Source organism: Staphylococcus debuckii (assembly GCF_003718735.1).
Taxonomy (GTDB): domain Bacteria; phylum Bacillota; class Bacilli; order Staphylococcales; family Staphylococcaceae; genus Staphylococcus; species Staphylococcus debuckii.
On sequence record NZ_CP033460.1, the window covers coordinates 1902008 to 1925303 of the forward strand.

Genomic DNA, 23296 nt, shown 5'->3' on the forward strand with positions numbered 1-23296 from the left:
ATAATAGAGGAGCAACAAAAAAGCTAAGACATTGATATAATGCCTCAGCTTGAAAACTCTAGTTTTTAGGTAATTCAAATTTATAAATTTCATCGCTATAGCCAGGAATTACCTTTTTACAAATTTGGTGAACTACAAAGCCTAGTACAAATGGAATAATGAAGTAACCGAACGCCAACAAGATAATATTCATTGTAGGGTCGCCTTCCATTCTGGCAAATGCATTAATAGGTCCTACTAAACCAGTATAGCCAAATCCAGCAGACATCGGCGTTCCTTGTACTTTAAGTAAGTATGCAATAATACCGGTAATCAAACCATTTATCGCTAATGGTACTGCAATAATCAAATGCTTGAAATAAACAGGTATCATCATTTTTGCAGCACCAATTATTAATATGAGATTCACTCCTAATTTGTTAACACGTAATGATCCCCATAAGAATGTAATACAGGCAGCAACAATACCTAAGTTAGCTGCACCACTTCCAAGACCAGTCAATCCAATCGCCGTTGCAATAGCCACTAATGAAATTGGAGTTACCATCAATAATGAATATGTAATTGAAATTAAAATACTCATTAATAATGGATTTAATTCTGTAAATGAATTAATTAAACTACCAATCGCTTTAGTAATATGAGAAATATAAGGTAACGTTACTAATCCTATAAATCCAGAAACTACAGGTATAATAACTGGTAGTAAAATCATTTCAAGTGACCCTAATCTACCAGAGAAAATTAAAAACAATAGACAAGCAATCATAACTACAAGAATGATGTTAATAATATCTCCAATACCTTTAAGCGCAACTCCTTGTTTGCTGATAACTACTGCACCGGATCCAATCATAGCAGAAGTCCCAATCATTGCTGCTCCAGCTCCATTAAATTTAAATTGATGTGCAGCTAATATCCCAATTATAAACGCCATAAATGATTGAATCGTTATTACAATTTGATAAATCGTTTCTAAATATTCATTTCCATCTTTAAAAAACTTCAAAAGTTCACCTAATAAAGCGTTAGGCAGTAATGCAATCACCACACCCGCTCCAACGGCATTTAAAATATTACTAAAAAATACTTTCACATTCATTTCTGATTTAGCCATAAGTTGTTAATATATCCTCCGTTCTTAAACTATGTATAATATTCTATAACAAAGTAACCTAAGCTACAATGTAAATTTTCATTATTGTACTTGATTAAATTGGACCTAAAATATAGACAACTAGAAGAAAATAATTCTGCCTCAAACCAGATCACAAAAAAAGAAATTTTAAGTATAATATGAGTAAGAAGCTATTCAAAATTTGTAAGTAATATTTATGTTTAAACCGTAATAAATAGAGAAAATATGACTTTAATTAATTCCATATTACTATTCCTCTAAAAAATTCATCTTAGGAAGTGGCATCATGAAAAAGATAACAGTTTTCATTACAAGTATCATTGTTTTAGCAATTTTATGTATAACTTTATTAGTTACTACATTCACTTACAAAAATAAAGTAGAAACTTTAGAAACTAAAGTAAACAAGCAAGAAAAGAAAATCAAAGACCAAAAAGAAGCAATTGATGCTTATGAAAAATTTGTAAAAGAAAAAGCAAAAGAAATTGACCAAAACATTGACGACTATTACACAGACCAAGCAAACGAAGTAACAGACGGTAAGTATCAAGAATGGAAAGATACAATTTTAAAAGGTGCTAAAGATAATGGCGGCGATAGTGATGAAACAGCTGCTGAAATGAACGAAAGACTAGAAAAAGAAAACCGTGAACTCCAAGAAAGCATTGATAAAGCATGGAATGGCAACGATATAGAAGAATAACTATTAGGGTAGCTCGTCTACCCTCTTTTTAAACATCAGGAGGTATACATCATGAAAGCAAGAAAAAGTAACTATATATGTCAATATGATTTTAATATTGAAGATAATAATATAGAATTTAATATTTAAACTAAAAGAATTGATGTTTGTAAACATTTTATCCTCGTTCCGAAATTTTAATTCAAAAAGCGCTACTCGTTCCATTTTTGTTCCAAAAAGTTTCTACTTTATGCGTATAAAAAAAGTAGAAATCTTGATTTAACAAGATTTCTACTCTTAAAACACTCTAAATGTTTGTATCGAAATACCGGCGGTCGGGGTCGAACCGACACTCCATTGACTGGAACGGGATTTTGAGTCCCGCGCGTCTGCCAATTCCGCCACGCCGGCTTAATCTGGAGCGGAAGATAGGATTTACACCTATACCTCGTTCCGGGAAGGAACGTGTTCTAAAAGTTGAACTACTCCCGCATACTATATGGAGCGGAAGATAGGATTTGCACCTATATCTCATTCCGGGAAGGAATGTGTTCTGAGAGTTGAACTACTCCCGCATATTATATATGGAGCGGAAAATAGGATTTACACCTATACCTCGTTCCGGGAAGGAACGTGTTCTAAAAGTTGAACTATTCCCGCAAAATTTTAATGGAGCGGAAGATAGGATTTGCACCTATATCTCATTCCGGGAAGGAACGTGTTCTAAGAGTTGAACTACCCCCGCATATTTCATGAAGGCGGCAACCGGATTTGAACCGGTGAATAAAGGTTTTGCAGACCTTGGCCTTACCACTTGGCTATGCCGCCAAAATAACTGGGCTAACTGGATTCGAACCAGTGAGTGACGGAGTCAAAGTCCGTTGCCTTACCGCTTGGCTATAGCCCATTAATATTAAGGGCGACTGATGGGAATCGAACCCACGAATGTCGGAACCACAATCCGATGTGTTAACCACTTCACCACAGTCGCCATGGCAGGGGCAGTAGGAATCGAACCCACATCAAAGGTTTTGGAGACCTCTATTCTACCGTTGAACTATGCCCCTATTAAATTATTAAGATGGTGGAGGGGGGCAGATTCGAACTGCCGAACCCGAAGGAGCGGATTTACAGTCCGCCGCGTTTAGCCACTTCGCTACCCCTCCAAGATGGTGCCGGCCAGAGGACTTGAACCCCCAACCTACTGATTACAAGTCAGTTGCTCTACCAATTGAGCTAGGCCGGCAAATGGTGGTTCAGGACAGAGTCGAACTGCCGACACATGGAGCTTCAATCCATTGCTCTACCAACTGAGCTACTGAACCATAACTATTAAATATAATGGCGGTCTCGACGGGAATCGAACCCGCGATCTCCTGCGTGACAGGCAGGCGTGTTAACCGCTACACTACGAGACCAGACATAATAAAATTGCGGGAGGCGGATTTGAACCACCGACCTTCGGGTTATGAGCCCGACGAGCTACCGAACTGCTCCATCCCGCGGTAATAAAATTTATAATGGCGGAGGAAGAGGGATTCGAACCCCCGCGGGCCGTTAAGCCCCTGTCGGTTTTCAAGACCGATCCCTTCAGCCGGACTTGGGTATTCCTCCTAAAAAATTATATGGACCTTGCAGGACTCGAACCTGCGACCGAACGGTTATGAGCCGTTAGCTCTAACCAACTGAGCTAAAGGTCCAATATATAATGCTACAACTAATAATGAGTGGCGGTGGAGGGGATCGAACCCCCGACCTCACGGGTATGAACCGTACGCTCTAGCCAGCTGAGCTACACCGCCATTGTAAAGTTATGTTGTAAATAATAAATATGGTGGAGACTAGCGGGATCGAACCGCTGACCTCCTGCGTGCAAAGCAGGCGCTCTCCCAGCTGAGCTAAGCCCCCATATTTTCTAAGGTTATCGGGAAGACAGGATTCGAACCTACGACCCCTTGGTCCCAAACCAAGTGCTCTACCAAGCTGAGCTACTTCCCGTAGAAATAAAAGCGCGCCCGATAGGAGTCGAACCCATAACCTCTTGATCCGTAGTCAAACGCTCTATCCAGTTGAGCTACGGGCGCATAATTTAATTGGTGCCGAGGACCGGAATCGAACCGGTACGATAATCACTTATCGCAGGATTTTAAGTCCTGTGCGTCTGCCAGTTCCGCCACCCCGGCAAAATAATGGAGCAGAAGACGGGATTCGAACCCGCGACCCCGACCTTGGCAAGGTCGTATTCTACCGCTGAACTACTTCTGCAAATGCGGGTGAAGGGAGTCGAACCCCCACGCCTTGCGGCGCTAGATCCTAAGTCTAGTGCGTCTGCCAATTCCGCCACACCCGCTATTTAAATGGTGAGCCATAGAGGATTCGAACCTCTGACCCTCTGATTAAAAGTCAGATGCTCTACCAACTGAGCTAATGGCTCTGAGATGGTGCCGGCCAGAGGACTTGAACCCCCAACCTACTGATTACAAGTCAGTTGCTCTACCAGTTGAGCTAGGCCGGCTATTTAAATGGTGGAGAATGACGGGTTCGAACCGCCGACCCTCTGCTTGTAAGGCAGATGCTCTCCCAGCTGAGCTAATTCTCCATTTAATAATTGCCTGGCAACGTCCTACTCTTGCGGAACGTAAGTCCGACTACCATCGGCGCTAAAGAGCTTAACTTCTGTGTTCGGCATGGGAACAGGTGTGACCTCTTTGCCATTGTCACCAGACAATAGAATGATTATACATTCAAAACTAGATAGTAAGTAAATTAATTTTGCCAATCAAAACTTGAAATTGGATTAAGTCTTCGATCGATTAGTATTCGTCAGCTCCACATATCGCTATGCTTCCACCCCGAACCTATTAACCTCATCATCTTTGAGGGATCTTATAACCGAAGTTGGGAAATCTCATCTTGAGGGGGGCTTCATGCTTAGATGCTTTCAGCACTTATCCCGTCCATACATAGCTACCCAGCGATGCCGTTGGCACGACAACTGGTACACCAGAGGTATGTCCATCCCGGTCCTCTCGTACTAAGGACAGCTCCTCTCAAATTTCCTGCGCCCACGACGGATAGGGACCGAACTGTCTCACGACGTTCTGAACCCAGCTCGCGTACCGCTTTAATGGGCGAACAGCCCAACCCTTGGGACCGACTACAGCCCCAGGATGCGATGAGCCGACATCGAGGTGCCAAACCTCCCCGTCGATGTGAACTCTTGGGGGAGATAAGCCTGTTATCCCCGGGGTAGCTTTTATCCGTTGAGCGATGGCCCTTCCATGCGGAACCACCGGATCACTAAGTCCGTCTTTCGACCCTGCTCGACTTGTAGGTCTCGCAGTCAAGCTCCCTTATGCCTTTACACTCTATGAATGATTTCCAACCATTCTGAGGGAACCTTTGAGCGCCTCCGTTACACTTTAGGAGGCGACCGCCCCAGTCAAACTGCCCGCCTGACACTGTCTCCCGCCATGATCAATGGCGCGGGTTAGAAATCCAACACAGCTAGGGTAGTATCCCACCAACGCCTCCACGTAAGCTGGCGCTCACGTTTCCAAGGCTCCTACCTATCCTGTACAAGCTGTGCCGAATTTCAATATCAGGCTACAGTAAAGCTCCACGGGGTCTTTCCGTCCTGTCGCGGGTAACCTGCATCTTCACAGGTACTATGATTTCACCGAGTCTCTCGTTGAGACAGTGCCCAAATCGTTACGCCTTTCGTGCGGGTCGGAACTTACCCGACAAGGAATTTCGCTACCTTAGGACCGTTATAGTTACGGCCGCCGTTTACTGGGGCTTCGATTCGTAGCTTCGCAGAAGCTAACCACTCCTCTTAACCTTCCAGCACCGGGCAGGCGTCAGCCCCTATACATCACCTTACGGTTTAGCAGAGACCTGTGTTTTTGATAAACAGTCGCTTGGGCCTATTCACTGCGGCTCTTCAGAGCGTGAACCCTAAAGAGCACCCCTTCTCCCGAAGTTACGGGGTCATTTTGCCGAGTTCCTTAACGAGAGTTCTCTCGCTCACCTTAGAATTCTCATCTTGACTACCTGTGTCGGTTTGCGGTACGGGCGCCAAATCTCTAGCTAGAGGATTTTCTCGACAGTGTGAAATCAACGACTCGAGGAAAACATGTTTCCTCTCCCCATCACAGCTTGACCTTATGAATGGCGGATTTGCCTACCATTCAGTCTTACTGCTTGGACGTGCACTCCAACAGCACGCTTCGCCTATCCTACTGTGTCCCCCCATCGCTTAAAACGATTATTGGCGGTACAGGAATATCAACCTGTTATCCATCGCCTACGCCTGTCGGCCTCGGCTTAGGACCCGACTAACCCAGAGCGGACGAGCCTTCCTCTGGAAACCTTAGTCAATCGGTGGATGGGATTCTCACCCATCTTTCGCTACTCACACCGGCATTCTCACTTCTAAGCGCTCCACATATCCTTGCGATCATGCTTCGACGCCCTTAGAACGCTCTCCTACCACTGTCCGAAGGACAGTCCACAGCTTCGGTAATATGTTTAGCCCCGGTACATTTTCGGCGCAGTGTCACTCGACTAGTGAGCTATTACGCACTCTTTAAATGATGGCTGCTTCTAAGCCAACATCCTAGTTGTCTGGGCAATACCACATCCTTTGCCACTTAACATATATTTTGGGACCTTAGCTGGTGGTCTGGGCTGTTTCCCTTTCGAACATGGACCTTATCACCCACGTTCTGACTCCCAAGTTAAATTGATTGGCATTCGGAGTTTGTCTGAATTCGGTAACCCGAGAGGGGCCCCTCGTCCAAACAGTGCTCTACCTCCAACAATCATCACTTGAGGCTAGCCCTAAAGCTATTTCGGAGAGAACCAGCTATCTCCAGGTTCGATTGGAATTTCTCCGCTACCCTCAGTTCATCCGCTCACTTTTCAACGTAAGTCGGTTCGGTCCTCCATTCAGTGTTACCTGAACTTCAACCTGACCAAGGGTAGATCACCTGGTTTCGGGTCTACGACCAAATACTCAACGCCCTGTTCAGACTCGCTTTCGCTGCGGCTCCGCATTCGCTGCTTAACCTTGCATCAGATCGTAACTCGCCGGTTCATTCTACAAAAGGCACGCCATCACCCATTAACGGGCTCTGACTACTTGTAAGCACACGGTTTCAAGTTCTCTTTCACTCCCCTTCCGGGGTACTTTTCACCTTTCCCTCACGGTACTGGTTCACTATCGGTCACTAGAGAGTATTTAGCCTTGGGAGATGGTCCTCCCGGATTCCGACGGAATTTCACGTGCTCCGTCGTACTCAGGATCCACTCAGGAGAGAATTGACTTTCGACTACAGGACTCTTACCTTCTCTGGTTCGACTTTCCAGTACGATTCGTCTAATCAATTCTTTTGTAACTCCGTGTAGAGTGTCCTACAACCCCAATGAGCAAGCTCATTGGTTTGGGCTCTTCCCGTTTCGCTCGCCGCTACTCAGGGAATCGAGTTTTCTTTCTCTTCCTGCGGGTACTAAGATGTTTCAGTTCTCCGCGTCTACCTTCGGACATGCTATGTATTCACATGTCGATAACACAACATAACTTGTGCTGGGTTTCCCCATTCGGAAATCTCTGGATCAACGCTTACTTACAGCTACCCAAAGCATATCGTCGTTAGTAACGTCCTTCATCAGCTTCTAGTGCCAAGGCATCCACCGTGCGCCCTTAATAACTTAATCACGTTATTAATTATGTGAGTAATCTTCTTTGCCGTAGGCAAATCGATTACTAGCGATTCATTTAAATGAATAAAGCTTTTAAAACTCTAATTCACTCGGTTTTGCTTGGTAAAATCTATTTTTACTTACTTATCTAGTTTTCAATGTACAATTTTAAATCTTATAATGGTGGAGACTAGCGGGATCGAACCGCTGACCTCCTGCGTGCAAAGCAGGCGCTCTCCCAGCTGAGCTAAGCCCCCATACATCTATTAAATTTAAATGGTGGGCCTAAGTGGACTCGAACCACCGACCTCACGCTTATCAGGCGTGCGCTCTAACCAGCTGAGCTATAGGCCCATTTAATAATGAATGAATAAACATTCAAAACTGAATACAATATGTCACGTTATTCCGTCAGTTTCTATTGAAACTGTTCCGTATATATCCTTAGAAAGGAGGTGATCCAGCCGCACCTTCCGATACGGCTACCTTGTTACGACTTCACCCCAATCATTCGTCCCACCTTCGACGGCTAGCTCCTAAAAGGTTAGTCCACCGGCTTCGGGTGTTACGAACTCTCGTGGTGTGACGGGCGGTGTGTACAAGACCCGGGAACGTATTCACCGTAGCATGCTGATCTACGATTACTAGCGATTCCAGCTTCATGTAGTCGAGTTGCAGACTACAATCCGAACTGAGAACAGCTTTATGGGGTTTGCTTGACCTCGCGGTTTCGCTACCCTTTGTACTGTCCATTGTAGCACGTGTGTAGCCCAAATCATAAGGGGCATGATGATTTGACGTCATCCCCACCTTCCTCCGGTTTGTCACCGGCAGTCAACTTAGAGTGCCCAACTTAATGCTGGCAACTAAGCTTAAGGGTTGCGCTCGTTGCGGGACTTAACCCAACATCTCACGACACGAGCTGACGACAACCATGCACCACCTGTCACTTTGTCCCCCGAAGGGGAAGACTCTATCTCTAGAGCGGTCAAAGGATGTCAAGATTTGGTAAGGTTCTTCGCGTTGCTTCGAATTAAACCACATGCTCCACCGCTTGTGCGGGTCCCCGTCAATTCCTTTGAGTTTCAGCCTTGCGGCCGTACTCCCCAGGCGGAGTGCTTAATGCGTTAGCTGCAGCACTAAGGGGCGGAAACCCCCTAACACTTAGCACTCATCGTTTACGGCGTGGACTACCAGGGTATCTAATCCTGTTTGATCCCCACGCTTTCGCACATCAGCGTCAGTTGCAGACCAGAAAGTCGCCTTCGCCACTGGTGTTCCTCCATATCTCTGCGCATTTCACCGCTACACATGGAATTCCACTTTCCTCTTCTGCACTCAAGTTTTCCAGTTTCCAATGACCCTCCACGGTTGAGCCGTGGGCTTTCACATCAGACTTAAAAAACCGCCTACGCGCGCTTTACGCCCAATAATTCCGGATAACGCTTGCCACCTACGTATTACCGCGGCTGCTGGCACGTAGTTAGCCATGGCTTTCTGATTAGGTACCGTCAAGGTGCGCATAGTTACCTACGCACTTGTTCTTCCCTAATAACAGAGTTTTACGATCCGAAGACCTTCATCACTCACGCGGCGTTGCTCCGTCAGGCTTTCGCCCATTGCGGAAGATTCCCTACTGCTGCCTCCCGTAGGAGTCTGGACCGTGTCTCAGTTCCAGTGCGGCCGATCACCCTCTCAGGTCGGCTACGTATCGTTGCCTTGGTAAGCCGTTACCTTACCAACTAGCTAATACGGCGCGGGTCCATCTATAAGTGACAGCAAAACCGTCTTTCATTGCGGAACCATGCGGTTCCGCATATTATCCGGCATTAGCCCCGGTTTCCCGGAGTTATTCCAGTCTTATAGGTAGGTTACCCACGTGTTACTCACCCGTCCGCCGCTAACATCAGAGGAGCAAGCTCCTCATCTGTTCGCTCGACTTGCATGTATTAGGCACGCCGCCAGCGTTCATCCTGAGCCAGGATCAAACTCTCCATAAAAGTTTATGATTTGTTTGACTAGCTCATAATAACTAATTTATTTTAAAACGTCCAAGACGTTTGTTAATTGGAATTAACGTTGACATATTGTCATTCAGTTTTCAATGTTCATTTTTTCGCGTTACATTTAACTATTATACCAAATTAGAAAAGCGAAGTCAAGAACTTTTTTATTTGTTTTTTTCGTTCCGTCTCGTTCGTTTTTTCTCAACAATAAACATTCTATAATGTTTGCAAGCGAGAATCAATAGTAAAAATTACACTTTGTTAAAGTTTTTAATTAGAACTTCTAAAACTCAATGTGAAATTTACTGTGTCGTTTCAACGACCTATTCATCATATCAAGATACAATGAATGAGTCAATAAAAATCTTAAATAATTTTTGTATAATATTACCTCTTGTGTGATTGATTGCATTGTTAGATGTGCAATGGTGCAATTCGTGTAATTCAGTACTCCGCTTCTTTTCAAATTTTGTGTACTTATTCATTTCCCTTCATTAAAAATCATCTTCACAATCCTTCTTATTATTAAAAAGATGTTAATCTGCTTTCATTTAATCATAAATTGAAATATAAAAAGAAGTAGCCTGAGATATAAATAAATGTCTCAAACTACTTCTTAAATAGGCAACAGCTGTTTTAATAGTGGTTTGCTTATATCAAACTACACTCTATTCTAATCAGCTTTACCGATATAGGACACAAAATAATACTTTCTAAATTATTTTCCCCTATTTTCTTCTTTAAATGAATTCGGGTATTCACCTTTTATTGATCTTCTTTTTCTTGGCATTCTGGACATAGTCCATAAATTTCCATTCTATGATGAGAAATTTTGAAACCAGTTACATGTTGAGCTAAATGTTCTACCTCATGAAGCTGCGGATAATGAAAGTCCACAATCTTTCCGCAGTTTTCGCAAATTACGTGATAATGATTATGCGTATTAAAATCAAAGCGACTAGATGCATCTCCATATGTCAGTTCGTTGACAATACCTGTTTTCTTAAACACACGCAAGTTATTATAAATTGTCGCAACACTTATGTTTGGAAAATCTGGTGACAGTGCCTGATAAATTTCATCTGCAGTTGGATGAGTATCACTTGAAATCAAAAATCTTAAGATAGCTTGTCTTTGCGGTGTAATTCTGATTCCGGCGTTTCTTAAAGATGCAATCGAGTCCTCTAATTGATGTTCAATAGATTCCATTTCTGCACTCATCTAATCCACCGTCTTTCTACTTAATAATAATTATTACTTAATATTAATATAACGGTTAAGATAGCGAAATGTCAATGATTGTACAATTTTTGCTTAATATCCTTTATCTAAATCTACTTTATTCTCAACTACATCTCCGTTATTGAGAAAATGCTTGAAATTTTTGATAAATATATTACTAGCATCTTTAAAATTTTCTCTATGGTTACCTGTAATATGGGCTGTAATTGTTATATTTTCAACTTCGTATAAAGGGCTATCACTCGTTAATGGTTCATTTTCAAAAACATCTGCGTAAGCGTGGCGGATTTGATGATTCTTCAATGCTTCTATCAATGTTTGTTCTGAAGTAATAGTGCCTCTTCCTACATTAATAAACAACGCACTATCTTTCATAGCTTTAAATTCCTTATCACCTAGTAAATGAAAGGTATCAGCAGTTGAAGGTAAAACATTGACTACAATATCTGCATTCGGCAATACTTCATCTAAATCTTTAATTGGATAAACACGATCAAAATCTTTAACTGGATGTCCTGTCGTATTCACACCTTCAACAGTCATACCAAAAGCTTGAGCCAAGTGTGCTGTTTCTTGAGGAATAGTACCCGTGCCTAACATTAAAATCGTTTGGCCATCTACTCTTTCACCCGTCAATTTAGAATCATAAATTTTCTGATCTTGATTACGTCTTGAAATTGCCATCTTTTTATAATCATCTAAAATATAGGCAAAGATAAATTGACTCATCTGTTTAGCATGTACTCCAGAAGCATTAGTTAATAGAATATCTTTCTCCTTAAAATAGTCTAAAGGAAGATTATTCACACCTGCTGCATACCATGCTACCCATTTTAACTTCGGCATTCCTTCAAAGAACGCTTGGTCAGCTTTGCCGCTGTATCCAATCACTATTTCAGCGTCTTCTTTATCCGCTTCATCTATTTCCTCTACATTTTTACGAAAAACAAATTCTACGTCAGGAAAAGTATCTTCTAATAGCTTTTCAGCATCTTTCAATCTATTTAATGAAAGAACTTTCAAATTTCTCACCCCAACATCTCTTTTAATTGATCCATTTGTTCTTTAACTTTTACCTTTTCAATTACATGCGTTACTGTCCCGTTTTCATCAATAACAAAGGTAGTTCTCACGATACCCATTGATTCTTTGCCGAAACTTTTCTTCAATTGATACACACCAGTTTTCTCGGCTAATTTATAATCTTCATCAACTAGTAAATCAAAATTCAAATCATGCTTAGCTATAAAATTCTGATGTTTTTTCTTAGAGTCTCCGCTAATTCCATAAACAGCGATATCTAAATCATTGAACATGGCCATATTATCTCGGAAGTCACATGCTTCTGTTGTACAACCTGGTGTATTATCTCTAGGATAAAAATAAAGAATTGCTTTGTTGCCTTTTAATGTTTCATTAGTAATGACTTCACCATCTTGATTTTCTAATGCAAATTCAGGAAATTTTTCTCCTTTTTCTAACATATGCTCACCCTTCTTCTTGTTATAGTTAATTATATGATACGATAAGAGACGTAAATATTAAATTAAAAGAGGTTGATAAATCATGGAATTTACTGAAAGCGAACGACTTCAAAGCTTATCAGACGAGTATATTTTAGGAGGTGTCAATTCACCTTCTCGCTCATATAAAGCTGTAGGTGGTGGCGCACCTGTCGTAATGAAAGAAGGTAAAGGTCAATATTTATATGACGTAGATGGAAATCGCTATATTGACTATCTGCAAGCATATGGCCCTATTATCACTGGACATGCACACCCTCATATCACTAAAGCAATTCAAGAACAAGCAGCTAAAGGCGTGTTATATGGTACTCCGACAGAACTTGAAATCGAATTTGCTAAAAAATTACGTGAAGCTATTCCTTCATTAGAAAAAATGCGATTTGTGAACTCAGGTACTGAAGCTGTGATGACTACTATCCGTGTAGCACGTGCTTATACTAACCGCAATAAAATTATTAAATTTGCTGGTTCTTATCATGGTCATTCAGATTTAGTATTAGTTGCTGCAGGCAGCGGTCCATCTCAATTAGGCTCTCCAGACTCAGCTGGTGTACCTAAAAGCGTTGCTCAAGAAGTGATTACAGTACCTTTCAATGATATCGAAGCTTATAAAGAAGCAATGGAACATTGGGGTAATGAAGTCGCTGCAGTATTAGTGGAACCAATTGTCGGCAACTTCGGTATGGTAGAACCTAAACCTGGTTTCTTAGAAGCAGTTAACGACATTACACACGAATACGGCGGTTTAGTTGTATATGATGAAGTTATCACAGCTTTCCGTTTCCATTATGGCGCAGCTCAAGACTTGCTAAACGTCTATCCTGACCTAACTGCTTTCGGTAAAATTGTAGGCGGCGGTTTACCAATCGGCGGTTACGGCGGTCGTCAAGATATTATGGAGCAAGTCGCACCATTAGGCCCTGCATATCAAGCTGGTACAATGGCAGGCAACCCTCTTTCAATGAAAGCCGGAATCGCTCTATTAGAAGTATTAGAACAAGATGGCGTTTATGAAGAATTAGATCGTTTAGGTAAAAAGTTAGAAGATGGTTTAAACGAATTAATTGATAAACATGGTATCACTGCAACTATTAACCGCGTTTATGGTTCATTAACACTTTATTTCACAGATGAAAAAGTCACCCACTATGACCAAGCAGAAAATGCAGACGGCGATGCATTTGCTAAATTCTTCAAATTAATGTTGCATCAAGGGATTAACCTTGCGCCTTCAAAATTTGAAGCATGGTTCTTAACAACTGAACATACCGATGCAGATATCGAAGAAACATTACGTGCTGCAGACTACGCTTTTTCACAAATGAAATAAACTTGAAATTCATATCCAATCATTGTATAACTTTATTATACGTTATTATTGTTGAAAGAAATTTCAGCATAACACCGTGCATAAATAGTAAAAAAGGAGCACAAATAATTTGAAATTAGGTGCCAGAATATTTAAGACCGGTATTGCAATTGTCCTTGCGATGCTGATTGCATCTTTACTTCCAAAAAGTGCTGGGTTACCTACCGTAGCAGGTATTGGTGCAATAGTTGCCATGCAGCCAAGTGTTTATCGTTCCTATAAAACTATTAAAGACCAATTTCAAGGTAATGTCATCGGCGCGATTCTAGCTGTAATCATGGTCGCCTTGTTCGGAGACAATATTATTATAATGGGAGCAACGGTAATTATCCTGATTGCCATGTTGTTCCAATTTAAACTTCAACATGTTGCAACCTTAGCTACCGTGACCGCGCTGATTATCATGGGACAAGGTGGTACCACAGGTAATTTCTATTCTGCAGCGTTCTTCCGCTTCGTTCTAGTAATGATTGGTGTTTTCAGTTCATTCATTGTTAACGTTGCCTTCTTTCCACCTAAATATGAGACTAAGCTCTATTATAATTCCATGAATATCGCTAATGATATTTTCAAATGGATTAAATTGGTGTTGAACGATACGACAGAATATCATTATGTTAAAGAAGATACGCAGTCTATCAAAAATCGCATACAAAATTTAGAACAACTTTTCGATTATTACAAAGAAGAGCGTACTATTTTTAAAAAGAACTTGCCTGAATTGAATCGTAAAAAAATTATCTTTAGACAGGTCGTTATTACTACAAGACGCGCATACGATGTATTAAGAAGAATGCATCGCTATCAAAATGATTTGCATCAAATCAGCAATGATTTAATGCTGCAAATTAAATTAGAGCTCGATGATTTAATGACTTCGTATGATCAGATAATGTTGAGTATCGCCCAAAAAGCGCGTTATGATTTCGAAAACTTCCAATCATCTGTAGATAATCCTCAGAAATTAGAATTAATGGAAGCTTTCAGACGTGAAATGGTGGATAAGAAAAACGATTCAGATTACTCTGTTTCCAATTTATTACAGATTATCTCAGCAATTGAGGAGTTCAGTTACGATTTAGAACATTTAGATCGACTCGTTTTAAGTTATTTTGAATATCATCGAGATGATTCAGACATTGATATTGATGATGAAGATTTAGATTTATAGAAGCAAAAAGGAGTATGCCCCACTATCTAGGTGGTCATACTCCTTCTTTTTATAAATCTTGAATTGTGTAAAGGTGATGGTAAGCACCTTGTTTTGCAAGCAATTCTTGATGCGTGCCAGTTTCAATGATGCGTCCGTTTTCAACCACTACTATTTTATCAGCGTGCGTAATAGTTGAAAGACGATGCGCAACAATTAAAGTGGTTCTATTTTCACTCAGATGTGCTAAAGCTTCTTGGATAATCGCTTCACTTTCTAAATCTAAAGCACTTGTTGCTTCGTCTAGAATAATGATTGGCGGATTATTCAAGAAAATTCTTGCAAGAGATATACGTTGTTTCTGTCCTCCTGAAAGTTTGACTCCGCGTTCCCCTACTTCAGTTTCATATCCGTCAGTTAAACTCATAATAAAGTCATGAGCGTTGGCAAGTTTAGCTGCCTCAATCACTTCTTCATCACTGGCATCCGGCTTACCCAGTAAAATATTTTCTCTAATAGTATCTGAGAATAAAATATTATCTTGCTGCACTAGTCCTATTTGATTACGTAAGCTGGAAAGCAAGAAATCTTTAACAGGATGATTATCAATGGTAATGACACCTTCTGTGGCATCATAAAATCTAGGAATCAAATTAATTAAAGTTGATTTCCCGCCACCAGACATTCCTACAAAGGCTACCGTTTCACCTTGATCTACTTTTAAAGAAATATCATCCAATACTTTCGGTGCATATTGATTATAACGGAATGAAACATTTTGGATATCAATATTACCATGTTCAATCGCAATAGGTTTCGCATACGGTTCATCTTTCACATCATAATCTTCATCTAGCAGCTGGAACACACGGTCCATCGAAGCAAAACTTTGCGTTAAAGTAGTAAATGATGAAACCAGACGACGTAGCGGACCGAATAATTGTTCTAAGTATCCTACAAACGCCGCTAAAGTCCCTACTGTAATCGAACCATTAACTGCTAAATATCCACCGACACCTATCACTATAATAGGTCCTAAATCTGTGACAGTATTGATTGCTGCGAATGAATAAGCATTCCAACGTGTATGTCTGAAGGCACGATGTAAGAAATGTCTATTGCGTTTATCAAAATTCTCCGCTTCATTTCGTTCTATCGCAAAACTTTTAATTACTGAAATTCCTTGAACTCTTTCATGTAAAAAGCCTTGAACTTCTGCTAAAGCCTGAGAACGTTCTCTAGTTAATCCACGTAATCTTCCAAAGAAGTAATATACCGTTAAAATATAGAATGGGAAGATGAACATAGCAGCTAATGTTAATTTGACATCTAAAAAGAACATAATAGAAAGTGCAATGATAATAGTCACGCAATCTAACCAAATATTCATGAGGCCAGTCAATATAAAATCTTTAGTCTGCTCTACGTCATTAATGACACGAGAAATAACTTCTCCTGCTTTATTGTTTGAATAGAAACGCGCACTCAGTGCTTGCAAGTGATCATAGAGTCTCTTACGTATATCGTAAAGAATCTTATTACTTGTCCATTGTGCTAAGTATTGTCTTGCATATTCAATAGGTGGTCGTACCACTGCAAAAATAAATAAAGCGATACCTATTGAAATAATTAAACGCATTCCTTTGTCCTGCATTGATAAATCATGATTATTGATAACACCATCAATAACATACTTGATCAATAACGGTATCAACATCGGAATACCGAATTTGATAATCCCAATGATTATTGTCGCTACGATACGCCATTTATAAGGTTTAACAAATTTAAGATATCTGCGTATCATTATAGTTTTATCCTCCCTTGACCTACTTTTCTAAATATATGATTCCAAAAATCAACGAGGCAGAACTGTGCTTTGCTAAGCTTAAGTTCTTACCCCGTTAAATTACCGTAAGCAATAATGATATCATTATAATGAAATATTGGATACAGAATAAAGAAATCTGCTTTGCCTTATGATTTTTGACGCAGCTTTTTATATCTATCTCTCCATACCTTAATAAAGTCTGGAGCAAAAGGTCCCTTTTTCTGTTCAATCCATTGTTGCAGTATATCTACATTTCTGCGTAAAATAACATCAATATCTTTAGGATAGTTCATCTGCTGCATATGCTGCTGATATTCATCTTCATCTAACAAGTGATATTTACCATTAGGATAAACTTTAATATCTAAATCATAATCGATGTATTTCAACGCTTCTTCATCACATACAAAAGGAGAGGAAAGATTACAGTAATAATACACACCATCTTCTCTAAACATACAAATGACATTAAACCAGTACTCAGAATGAAAATACACAATTGCTGGTTCTCGTGTAATCCAAGTACGCCCGTCACTTTCAGTTACAAGTGTATGATCGTTTCCGCCTATAACCACGTGATCTGTGCCTTTTAAAATAGTGGTTTCTGACCATACCCGATGAATATTTCCATCATGTTTATAACTTTGAATTTTAATGTTTTCTCCCTCTTTCGGTATGGTTTCTTTTACCATGCTCCACACCTCCTCGTTAGCTTTTTACACAAAACCAATTATAACATAAAGGCGGGTTCAACTCAGTTTTGGGTGTTTCGGCTCTCAAGATGATTGAGTATTTTATGCATAGAAGCGGGGAAATTAAATTGATTTCTGTCTTTTAAGTCCATCCAGCAATAATGTTCATCGGTATTAATCCGATTAGATTGAACAGAATTCGCCAGTTCGTAGACGTTAATATTCCAAGTTAAGTGCGTAAATTGATGTTTTAATTGATAAGCCACTTTAGCAGGAAGGTTAATATTACTTCCTAGTAATGCTTCAAGTTTTTCTTGACTGCTGCCTTTTTCGAACATAGGAAACTCCCACATTCCATTAAGTAATTTGGCTTGTCTTTGTTCAATTAAGTATTCATTATTTTCATTTTTAATGACAAAGCACTCTTGTTGAATCGTTTTCTTTTTAATTTTTTTAGTCTTTACTGGGAGTTCTTCCACAGTACCCTCATTGAAGGCATCGCAATGAGACTGTACAGGACAGAATAAACATAACGGAGACTTAGGCGTACAAATCAAAGCACCTAATTCCATCATGGCTTGGTTGAATTGACCTGCCTTCGTTTCCACATAGGGTAACAATTCGCTTTCAAATGCCTTTCTAGTTGATTGTTTCGCTGTATCACTGAAATCATTATTTAAGCGAGACCACACGCGAAAGACATTTCCATCTACGGTTGGCAATGGCAAATCAAAAGCAATACTCATGACCGCTGCTTTCGTGTAGGGTCCTACTCCTTTCAACTTTTCAAATTTTTCGGGGTTATCCGGAACTTTCCCATTATATTCAGCGGCTACTTCTTGAATAGCAGTGTGAAAGTTACGCGCTCGACTATAATAACCTAGCCCTTCCCAGTATTTAAGCACCTCATCTTGCTTGGCTTCACTTAAGTCTTCAACTGTTGGAAATCTTTCTGTGAACCGATGATAATAGTCGATCACCGTTTTGACTTGTGTTTGTTGAAGCATAACTTCGCTGATCCAAATATAATATGGATTGGTTGTCTCTCTCCAAGGCATGGCTCTTTGGTTTGCTTCAAACCAATTTAATATATCTTCTTTAAAAGTTTTCTGATGCAACATCTCTTTGTACGGCTCCTTTTGGTGATACAGGTTTATCAATTTTGTTATTTAAGTTTATCATTTATAATAGATGTAAGACTATTTGAAATGAGTGAACAATTATGGATACTGGAACACATATAGTTATGGGTATCAGCCTCACAGCTTTAGCGATGCATGACCCATCTATGTCAGGTCATTTTGGAGTGGCCGCAACCACATTAATTGCCAGTTCACTAATTCCTGACAGCGATACTGTATTAAAACTCAAAAATAACGCTGCCTATATATCTAATCATAGAGGAATTACACATTCAATCCCTTTCACAATACTATGGCCAATTTTAATTACTTTATTAGTATTTACCTTTTCGCAAGGTATCAACCCTCTGCATATTTGGCTTTGGGCACAATTAGGAGTGTTTCTTCATGTCTTCGTAGATATTTTCAACTCCTATGGTACACAAGCATTGCGGCCGTTTTCGAATAAGTGGATTCAACTGAGTGTTATCAATACATTTGACCCTTATATCTTTATCTTATGGTGTCTCGGTATTGTACTGTGGGCTTTCGGTTTAAATGCATATGCGGTGTTTATTCCGATTTTTGTAATTCTTTTCTTTTATTATGTGGTCCGCTTTATTTTTCGCTCTGCGATTAAAAAGCAAGTACTGCGTATGGTCAGCAGCCAAGACAAAGCACATTTAGTTAAAGTCTTTGTTGCTCCGACCATTAAATTTATGGAATGGCGCGTAGCTGTGCAAACAGCTACACATGATTATGTCGGAAAAAGTTACGGCAGAAATATTGTCTTTGCTGATAAAGTAAAGCGTCAAGAATTCCCGGATGAAGCATTAATGGCTGCGCTAAGAAAAGACCCTAACATCAAAGCCTTTTTAAACTTCTCCTCGATTTATCGTTGGGATGCTAAGCAGCTGAGTGATAACATCTACGAAGTAAGATTTATTGATTTGAGATATCTCAAAAATGATCATTATTCATTTGTGGCAATTGCACATTTAGATCAAGAGATGCATATAACTCATTCTTATACAGGTTGGGTGTTCAGTGAACAGAAACTAATGAAAAAACTTTATGCACATTAACTGGTTCAACAAATTGGGCTGGGACATTAATTTGTCCCAGCCCAATTTTTCAATCTGTAATATTTGTAGATTTTACTTTTTCAGGTTCTGCAGTATTTTTCAAATGGATAGAACGCGTGCGTGTCATTCTGAATTTCTCGTAAGCAATATATGGTCGGAAAATATACAGTAATAATGCAGCGATACCAATCCAAACCAAGAAATAAAAATGATATGGTAAATTGCCTAAACTATTAATTCCTATAATTACCGCTTCTTCTATTCCTGAAACCAAGTAGAACAATGGATTCAACATAAGAATATGCATCACTAATGAAGGTTTTTCAGATGGTATATACAGAATCGGTACCGTAACAACCATTAAAGCGAACACAATATATAAAGTGATATCAAATATACGATAATGGCTAATCATCCGGATTAAGCCCAATACTTGCGATGTAAGTATGATAAAGATATTCCACATTATCCAGTAAAAGGCGAGTGCTATAAATGAACTATCTAAGTTCACTGGTTTGACTACCACCACAATACTGATAGAAATAATCATACCTATTGAGAATATCAGCGTATAAATAATTGTTTTGAATGAAGCTGGATAATCGAAATTTTTATATTCAAAGTAATCTCTGCGATAACGCATGGTGTTGAAATAAAGTGTGACGAGTGTCCAAATAAGTGTAATCAATCCGATGTATCGATAGTACCAAATGGCTTGCGTCTCTTCGGTAGTTTTACTCGCTTTAAAACCAATCAACATAGCAACCAACAAAATAACCGATGTTGCTAAAGGAATGACTAACCATTTCCAGTTTCTTTTTAAACTGACGCTTAGATGTCTCAATAATTGCGGTAAGCTGTGGTAAAAGTTAATTGTATTATTAATCATTTTATCTATCATAACGCTTCACCTACAATTCTATATAAATCCATTTATTATTTTTCATATCAGCCACAAAATAGCCTTTACCTGACTTGCAAATCCAAAAATCATTTTGAACATTAAATTCCTTTTTGAATTTATCTTTGTTCACCATTGGATAAACAAAGCCGGTTAAATGTTTCGAATCACTATAAAGCATGCTGACTGGCTGTTGTGTGACTTGCTCAACAAAGCGGTTTTCATTTTCAGGTACTAAAGATTTTTCGGCTTTATTTTTAGACTGACCTAAATGACTGTTGTAGAAATCAATATAATTAATATAATTCGATTTCATATATTTTTCTAAGCTGTCTTTACTATGTGTTTCATATAAACCAGCGGGATTAAAGTAGCGAATATCCCCTTTTTTCGTGATGTAATTATGATCGTCTACTACAATACGATATTTATTATCATTTTCACCCGTAATCGTTAACAAAGCGTATCTTGGAATTTTCAATTCATTGTTTCCGTTCTCAGCTTTAACTTTGAGTTCTGACTCAGTCACTATGCCATATGACAGCTTATCTTCAAACGTTTGCTTTTTATTTGCTTGCAACTTGGTTTGTTCAGCATTCTGAGAGAAATGTACAATACCTTGATTAGTAAATAATAGCGCTGCCGTAATAATGAAACCGATTGCTAATGCAATACTCCAACCAATGATTCTAGATAGAAATTGTGTCGGCTTTGCGTGTTTGTACCGTTCTACACGTCGGAAATTATAAGACATCTCCGGTATGCGTGTACGTTTCTTTTTCCAATCGACATCAAAATTTTTCTTTTCCTCTTCAGTTTCTAAAGATTTTCTGTCATTTTCATGTTCTGTAAAGGCTGGAAGTACTCTGCTTAACGCCCCTTCCATACGCACTTGCCCATGTGAAATCCACACCGCATAATTGCTGACTTTGCGTATAACATCTAAATCATCATCAATCGTGATAAGCGTCAAATCGTTATCAATATAGTCATCCGACAACTCTGAAGCACGCTCTAGGAAAGTTTCATCTAAACAATGAAGCACATGATTAAAAATGATAATACCTGCTTTTGAGCTACGGGCTAAACTGAAAATCAATTGTGCATATTGGCGATCTGATAATCTAAACACCGAGGTTTCTTTTAAATCATAAAGCCCTGCATATCGGATAATTTGTTCTGTTTTATGATTAGATTCTTTATATGTAAATAGTTCTGCTGCATTTTGAACATAAGCTTCAACAGATTCCTCATGCAAATGTTTATCTTCCAAATCCCCGAAAAATAAACTGCCTGAACGACTTATGCGTCCCTTATCAGGTACAACTTCCCCAGCTAAGATTCTGCCTATAAGTGTTTTAGATGCACCAGGTTCTCCAATAACACCTAATGACTCACCTTGATACAGATAGAGTGACACATTGTTCAACTCAATATCTTCAGCATCATAACCATAAGGCAAATACCATTTTTTTCGATTCTTTTTGCGATAGTAATGCGTAATATTCAGTAACTTTAATACAATTGAACTCGCCATATCTGCTTACATCCTTCTATAATTTTAATAATGCGACTGGGATGCCTGTTTCTCGCTCAGCGCTATGCAAAATTTTTCCCCAAGCAAAAATGCCTTTCATGCGATCTACACGCATATAGCGTTTTGTGCCGTCATTTAATTCATATAATTTACCAAATTCAATTTTACTTTGGTCTACCAAATAACTTTCTGCAATAATGACCTTTGTACGATAGACATCGTATTCATTAAGTATGCCATTCATTTCGGCTTTACGCATTTTTTCTTTATATTTTTGTATTTCATCTAATATTTCGCTTTTTTCCATCTTGCTTAAACTTTTCTCACTCATCGCCAATCCCGCTTTCTGTCAATTTATCTTTAATTGTATCATACTCATACCCTTTACGAATTAATGCTTCAATCGTTTTCATTTCTAACTGTTTGCCTTCGTATTTACGTTCATACTTACGATACACTTTCTCAAGTTCTCGTTGGAGCAACATGTCAACCTCTTCTGGATCAGGTTCGAAATCAAGATTTTGCATTGCTTCGTTGATGACTTCAAATGAATATCCTTTTTGTAAAAGCGACTGTTTGACCTTTTCGCTTCTTTTCTTAAGCGGCCCCTTTTTCTGATTCATTAATTTATCAGCCAACGTCACTATCTCTTCCAAAGGTTGTTCTTCTTCGTATTTAGCAGTATAATGCTCTGCTAAGTCTTTCTCAATACCTGCTTTTAAAAGTTTTTGTCGATAAATTTCAGGTCCTTTGTCAGTAGTACGTATCATGGTATTCTTTAAACTTTCTGCATAATCAGCATGATCAATGTAGCCTTCACGATTACAATACTCGATGACCTCTGCAATGGCTGTTTCACTGATTTCATGTTTCTGTAGATGTTGGACGACTTCTTTTTCTGTTCTTTTACGATAAGACAGATACTGAATAGCTAAATGAAGTCCGAATCTGAAATGTTCGTACTTTTGTACTTCTGCCATATCAGCTGGCGTCAGCACGTCCCCTTTTTTCAAATTGAAATGAACTAAAGTATCCATATCAATACCCATTTCAAATGTCTCATCAAGGTATAAGTTAAATCTTTCTTTATTCTTTTTTTGAACTTCAATCTTAGTTACTTTAGGCATAATTTCAACTCGCTTTGATTTCAATAAATTCTATTCGCTACTTATTGTAAAACAAATTTGCTGACTTTTATAGCGTTATACTTTATAGAGATGCAGAGAAATTTTAAGAGATAGGAAGACGATACTATTAAAAAAAGAAGAAGCTGTAATGAGAGCTTTTTTCTTCAAAAAGTAAGGGTTGGAACA

General features: G+C 39.3%; 15 protein-coding genes, 28 tRNA genes and 3 rRNA genes. 4 read left to right on the forward strand and 42 right to left on the reverse strand.

Features of this window, described 5'->3' with window-relative positions:
- Nucleotides 1–58: 58 nt before the first annotated feature.
- The gene (locus CNQ82_RS08995; RefSeq protein WP_123145004.1) at nt 59–1117 is read right to left on the reverse strand and encodes a PTS sugar transporter subunit IIC; all 1059 of its coding nucleotides are present in this window, start codon (nt 1115–1117) and stop codon (nt 59–61) included.
- 307 nt (nt 1118–1424) lie between these two features.
- Between CNQ82_RS08995 and CNQ82_RS09000 the strand changes: the two genes are divergently transcribed.
- Nucleotides 1425–1841 carry a hypothetical protein gene (locus CNQ82_RS09000; protein ID WP_123145005.1) on the forward strand — a complete coding sequence of 139 codons (417 nt, stop codon included), beginning with the start codon at nt 1425–1427 and terminating at the stop codon, nt 1839–1841.
- Between the two features lie 305 nt (nt 1842–2146).
- Here CNQ82_RS09000 and CNQ82_RS09005 read toward each other — a convergent pair.
- From CNQ82_RS09005 to bcp, 34 genes are all read right to left on the reverse strand, one after another.
- A tRNA-Leu gene (locus tag CNQ82_RS09005) sits at nt 2147–2231 on the reverse strand.
- A 6-nt stretch (nt 2232–2237) separates the two neighbouring features.
- Nucleotides 2238–2312, reverse strand: a tRNA-Gly gene (locus CNQ82_RS13150).
- 8 nt (nt 2313–2320) lie between these two features.
- Nucleotides 2321–2395 (reverse strand) — tRNA-Gly (locus CNQ82_RS09010).
- 10 nt (nt 2396–2405) lie between these two features.
- A tRNA-Gly gene (locus CNQ82_RS13155) sits at nt 2406–2480 on the reverse strand.
- 10 nt (nt 2481–2490) lie between these two features.
- Nucleotides 2491–2565 (reverse strand) — tRNA-Gly (locus CNQ82_RS09015).
- Nucleotides 2566–2576: 11 nt separating this feature from the next.
- Nucleotides 2577–2648 (reverse strand) — tRNA-Cys (locus tag CNQ82_RS09020).
- A gap of 7 nt (nt 2649–2655) precedes the next feature.
- Nucleotides 2656–2727, reverse strand: a tRNA-Gln gene (locus CNQ82_RS09025).
- Between the two features lie 11 nt (nt 2728–2738).
- Nucleotides 2739–2811 (reverse strand) — tRNA-His (locus CNQ82_RS09030).
- Nucleotides 2812–2813: 2 nt separating this feature from the next.
- Nucleotides 2814–2887 (reverse strand) — tRNA-Trp (locus CNQ82_RS09035).
- Nucleotides 2888–2902: 15 nt separating this feature from the next.
- Nucleotides 2903–2986, reverse strand: a tRNA-Tyr gene (locus CNQ82_RS09040).
- Between the two features lie 4 nt (nt 2987–2990).
- A tRNA-Thr gene (locus CNQ82_RS09045) sits at nt 2991–3066 on the reverse strand.
- 3 nt (nt 3067–3069) lie between these two features.
- A tRNA-Phe gene (locus tag CNQ82_RS09050) sits at nt 3070–3145 on the reverse strand.
- Nucleotides 3146–3162: 17 nt separating this feature from the next.
- Nucleotides 3163–3238: transfer RNA gene (locus CNQ82_RS09055), tRNA-Asp, on the reverse strand.
- A gap of 13 nt (nt 3239–3251) precedes the next feature.
- Nucleotides 3252–3325, reverse strand: a tRNA-Met gene (locus tag CNQ82_RS09060).
- Nucleotides 3326–3341: 16 nt separating this feature from the next.
- Nucleotides 3342–3434, reverse strand: a tRNA-Ser gene (locus CNQ82_RS09065).
- A 12-nt stretch (nt 3435–3446) separates the two neighbouring features.
- A tRNA-Ile gene (locus tag CNQ82_RS09070) sits at nt 3447–3520 on the reverse strand.
- 28 nt (nt 3521–3548) lie between these two features.
- A tRNA-Met gene (locus CNQ82_RS09075) sits at nt 3549–3622 on the reverse strand.
- Between the two features lie 30 nt (nt 3623–3652).
- A tRNA-Ala gene (locus CNQ82_RS09080) sits at nt 3653–3728 on the reverse strand.
- Nucleotides 3729–3744: 16 nt separating this feature from the next.
- Nucleotides 3745–3818, reverse strand: a tRNA-Pro gene (locus CNQ82_RS09085).
- A 12-nt stretch (nt 3819–3830) separates the two neighbouring features.
- Nucleotides 3831–3904: transfer RNA gene (locus tag CNQ82_RS09090), tRNA-Arg, on the reverse strand.
- Between the two features lie 10 nt (nt 3905–3914).
- Nucleotides 3915–4003 (reverse strand) — tRNA-Leu (locus tag CNQ82_RS09095).
- Nucleotides 4004–4010: 7 nt separating this feature from the next.
- Nucleotides 4011–4085 (reverse strand) — tRNA-Gly (locus CNQ82_RS09100).
- Nucleotides 4086–4088: 3 nt separating this feature from the next.
- A tRNA-Leu gene (locus tag CNQ82_RS09105) sits at nt 4089–4170 on the reverse strand.
- Nucleotides 4171–4178: 8 nt separating this feature from the next.
- A tRNA-Lys gene (locus CNQ82_RS09110) sits at nt 4179–4254 on the reverse strand.
- A 5-nt stretch (nt 4255–4259) separates the two neighbouring features.
- Nucleotides 4260–4335 (reverse strand) — tRNA-Thr (locus CNQ82_RS09115).
- Between the two features lie 8 nt (nt 4336–4343).
- Nucleotides 4344–4419 (reverse strand) — tRNA-Val (locus CNQ82_RS09120).
- A gap of 11 nt (nt 4420–4430) precedes the next feature.
- Nucleotides 4431–4545: ribosomal RNA gene (rrf, locus tag CNQ82_RS09125) — 5S ribosomal RNA — on the reverse strand.
- A 68-nt stretch (nt 4546–4613) separates the two neighbouring features.
- Nucleotides 4614–7538 (reverse strand): 23S ribosomal RNA (locus tag CNQ82_RS09130).
- 166 nt (nt 7539–7704) lie between these two features.
- A tRNA-Ala gene (locus tag CNQ82_RS09135) sits at nt 7705–7780 on the reverse strand.
- A 20-nt stretch (nt 7781–7800) separates the two neighbouring features.
- A tRNA-Ile gene (locus CNQ82_RS09140) sits at nt 7801–7877 on the reverse strand.
- Nucleotides 7878–7971: 94 nt separating this feature from the next.
- A 16S ribosomal RNA gene (locus tag CNQ82_RS09145) occupies nt 7972–9523 on the reverse strand.
- The 16S, 23S and 5S rRNA genes sit together here with 28 tRNA genes alongside, the layout of an rRNA operon.
- Nucleotides 9524–10294: 771 nt before the next feature.
- Nucleotides 10295–10750: a peroxide-responsive transcriptional repressor PerR gene (gene perR, locus CNQ82_RS09150; RefSeq protein WP_095104564.1), complete on the reverse strand. Its 456-nt coding sequence runs from the start codon at nt 10748–10750 to the stop codon at nt 10295–10297.
- 93 nt (nt 10751–10843) lie between these two features.
- Complete coding sequence (locus CNQ82_RS09155) at nt 10844–11794, reverse strand: phosphoglycerate dehydrogenase (protein ID WP_123145664.1); 951 nt, start codon at nt 11792–11794, stop codon at nt 10844–10846.
- 5 nt (nt 11795–11799) lie between these two features.
- Nucleotides 11800–12255 (reverse strand): thioredoxin-dependent thiol peroxidase, encoded by a 456-nt coding sequence (gene bcp / locus CNQ82_RS09160; RefSeq protein ID WP_123145006.1) that lies wholly within the window; start codon nt 12253–12255, stop codon nt 11800–11802.
- Nucleotides 12256–12337: 82 nt separating this feature from the next.
- Between bcp and CNQ82_RS09165 the strand changes: the two genes are divergently transcribed.
- Together CNQ82_RS09165 and CNQ82_RS09170 are read left to right on the forward strand one after the other, a co-directional pair.
- The gene (locus CNQ82_RS09165) at nt 12338–13627 is read left to right on the forward strand and encodes a glutamate-1-semialdehyde 2,1-aminomutase (protein WP_123145007.1); all 1290 of its coding nucleotides are present in this window, start codon (nt 12338–12340) and stop codon (nt 13625–13627) included.
- A 109-nt stretch (nt 13628–13736) separates the two neighbouring features.
- A complete protein-coding gene (locus CNQ82_RS09170; RefSeq protein ID WP_123145008.1) occupies nt 13737–14837 on the forward strand; it encodes an FUSC family protein in 1101 nt (366 codons plus the stop codon).
- A gap of 49 nt (nt 14838–14886) precedes the next feature.
- Here CNQ82_RS09170 and CNQ82_RS09175 read toward each other — a convergent pair whose 3' ends face one another.
- The 3 genes from CNQ82_RS09175 to mutY all read right to left on the reverse strand — a co-directional run bounded on the left by CNQ82_RS09175 (nt 14887) and on the right by mutY (nt 18460).
- Nucleotides 14887–16623, reverse strand: coding sequence for an ABC transporter ATP-binding protein (locus CNQ82_RS09175; RefSeq protein ID WP_123145009.1), 1737 nt, complete (start codon nt 16621–16623; stop codon nt 14887–14889).
- A gap of 170 nt (nt 16624–16793) precedes the next feature.
- Entirely contained in the window at nt 16794–17339 is a 546-nt protein-coding gene (gene ntdP / locus CNQ82_RS09180; RefSeq protein ID WP_095104555.1) for a nucleoside tri-diphosphate phosphatase, read from the reverse strand.
- A gap of 62 nt (nt 17340–17401) precedes the next feature.
- Nucleotides 17402–18460, reverse strand: a complete 1059-nt coding sequence (mutY, locus tag CNQ82_RS09185; protein ID WP_123145010.1) for an A/G-specific adenine glycosylase — start codon at nt 18458–18460, stop codon at nt 17402–17404.
- A 101-nt stretch (nt 18461–18561) separates the two neighbouring features.
- On the opposite strand from mutY, the gene CNQ82_RS09190 reads away from it, so the two are divergent.
- On the forward strand, nt 18562–19545 hold the full coding sequence (locus CNQ82_RS09190) for a metal-dependent hydrolase (RefSeq protein WP_123145011.1): 984 nt from the start codon (nt 18562–18564) through the stop codon (nt 19543–19545).
- A 49-nt stretch (nt 19546–19594) separates the two neighbouring features.
- On the opposite strand, the gene CNQ82_RS09195 is transcribed toward CNQ82_RS09190, so the two are convergent.
- The 4 genes from CNQ82_RS09195 to recX are packed head-to-tail and all read right to left on the reverse strand — an operon-like array spanning nt 19595 to nt 23110.
- Nucleotides 19595–20446 (reverse strand): hypothetical protein, encoded by an 852-nt coding sequence (locus tag CNQ82_RS09195; RefSeq protein ID WP_123145012.1) that lies wholly within the window; start codon nt 20444–20446, stop codon nt 19595–19597.
- A gap of 10 nt (nt 20447–20456) precedes the next feature.
- Nucleotides 20457–21983 carry an ATP-binding cassette domain-containing protein gene (locus CNQ82_RS09200; RefSeq protein WP_123145013.1) on the reverse strand — a complete coding sequence of 509 codons (1527 nt, stop codon included), beginning with the start codon at nt 21981–21983 and terminating at the stop codon, nt 20457–20459.
- A 16-nt stretch (nt 21984–21999) separates the two neighbouring features.
- A complete protein-coding gene (locus CNQ82_RS09205; protein WP_095104545.1) occupies nt 22000–22314 on the reverse strand; it encodes a DUF1811 family protein in 315 nt (104 codons plus the stop codon).
- Entirely contained in the window at nt 22307–23110 is an 804-nt protein-coding gene (gene recX, locus CNQ82_RS09210) for a recombination regulator RecX (protein ID WP_123145014.1), read from the reverse strand. Before recX ends, CNQ82_RS09205 begins: the two co-directional genes overlap by 8 nt.
- Nucleotides 23111–23296 lie beyond the last annotated feature (186 nt).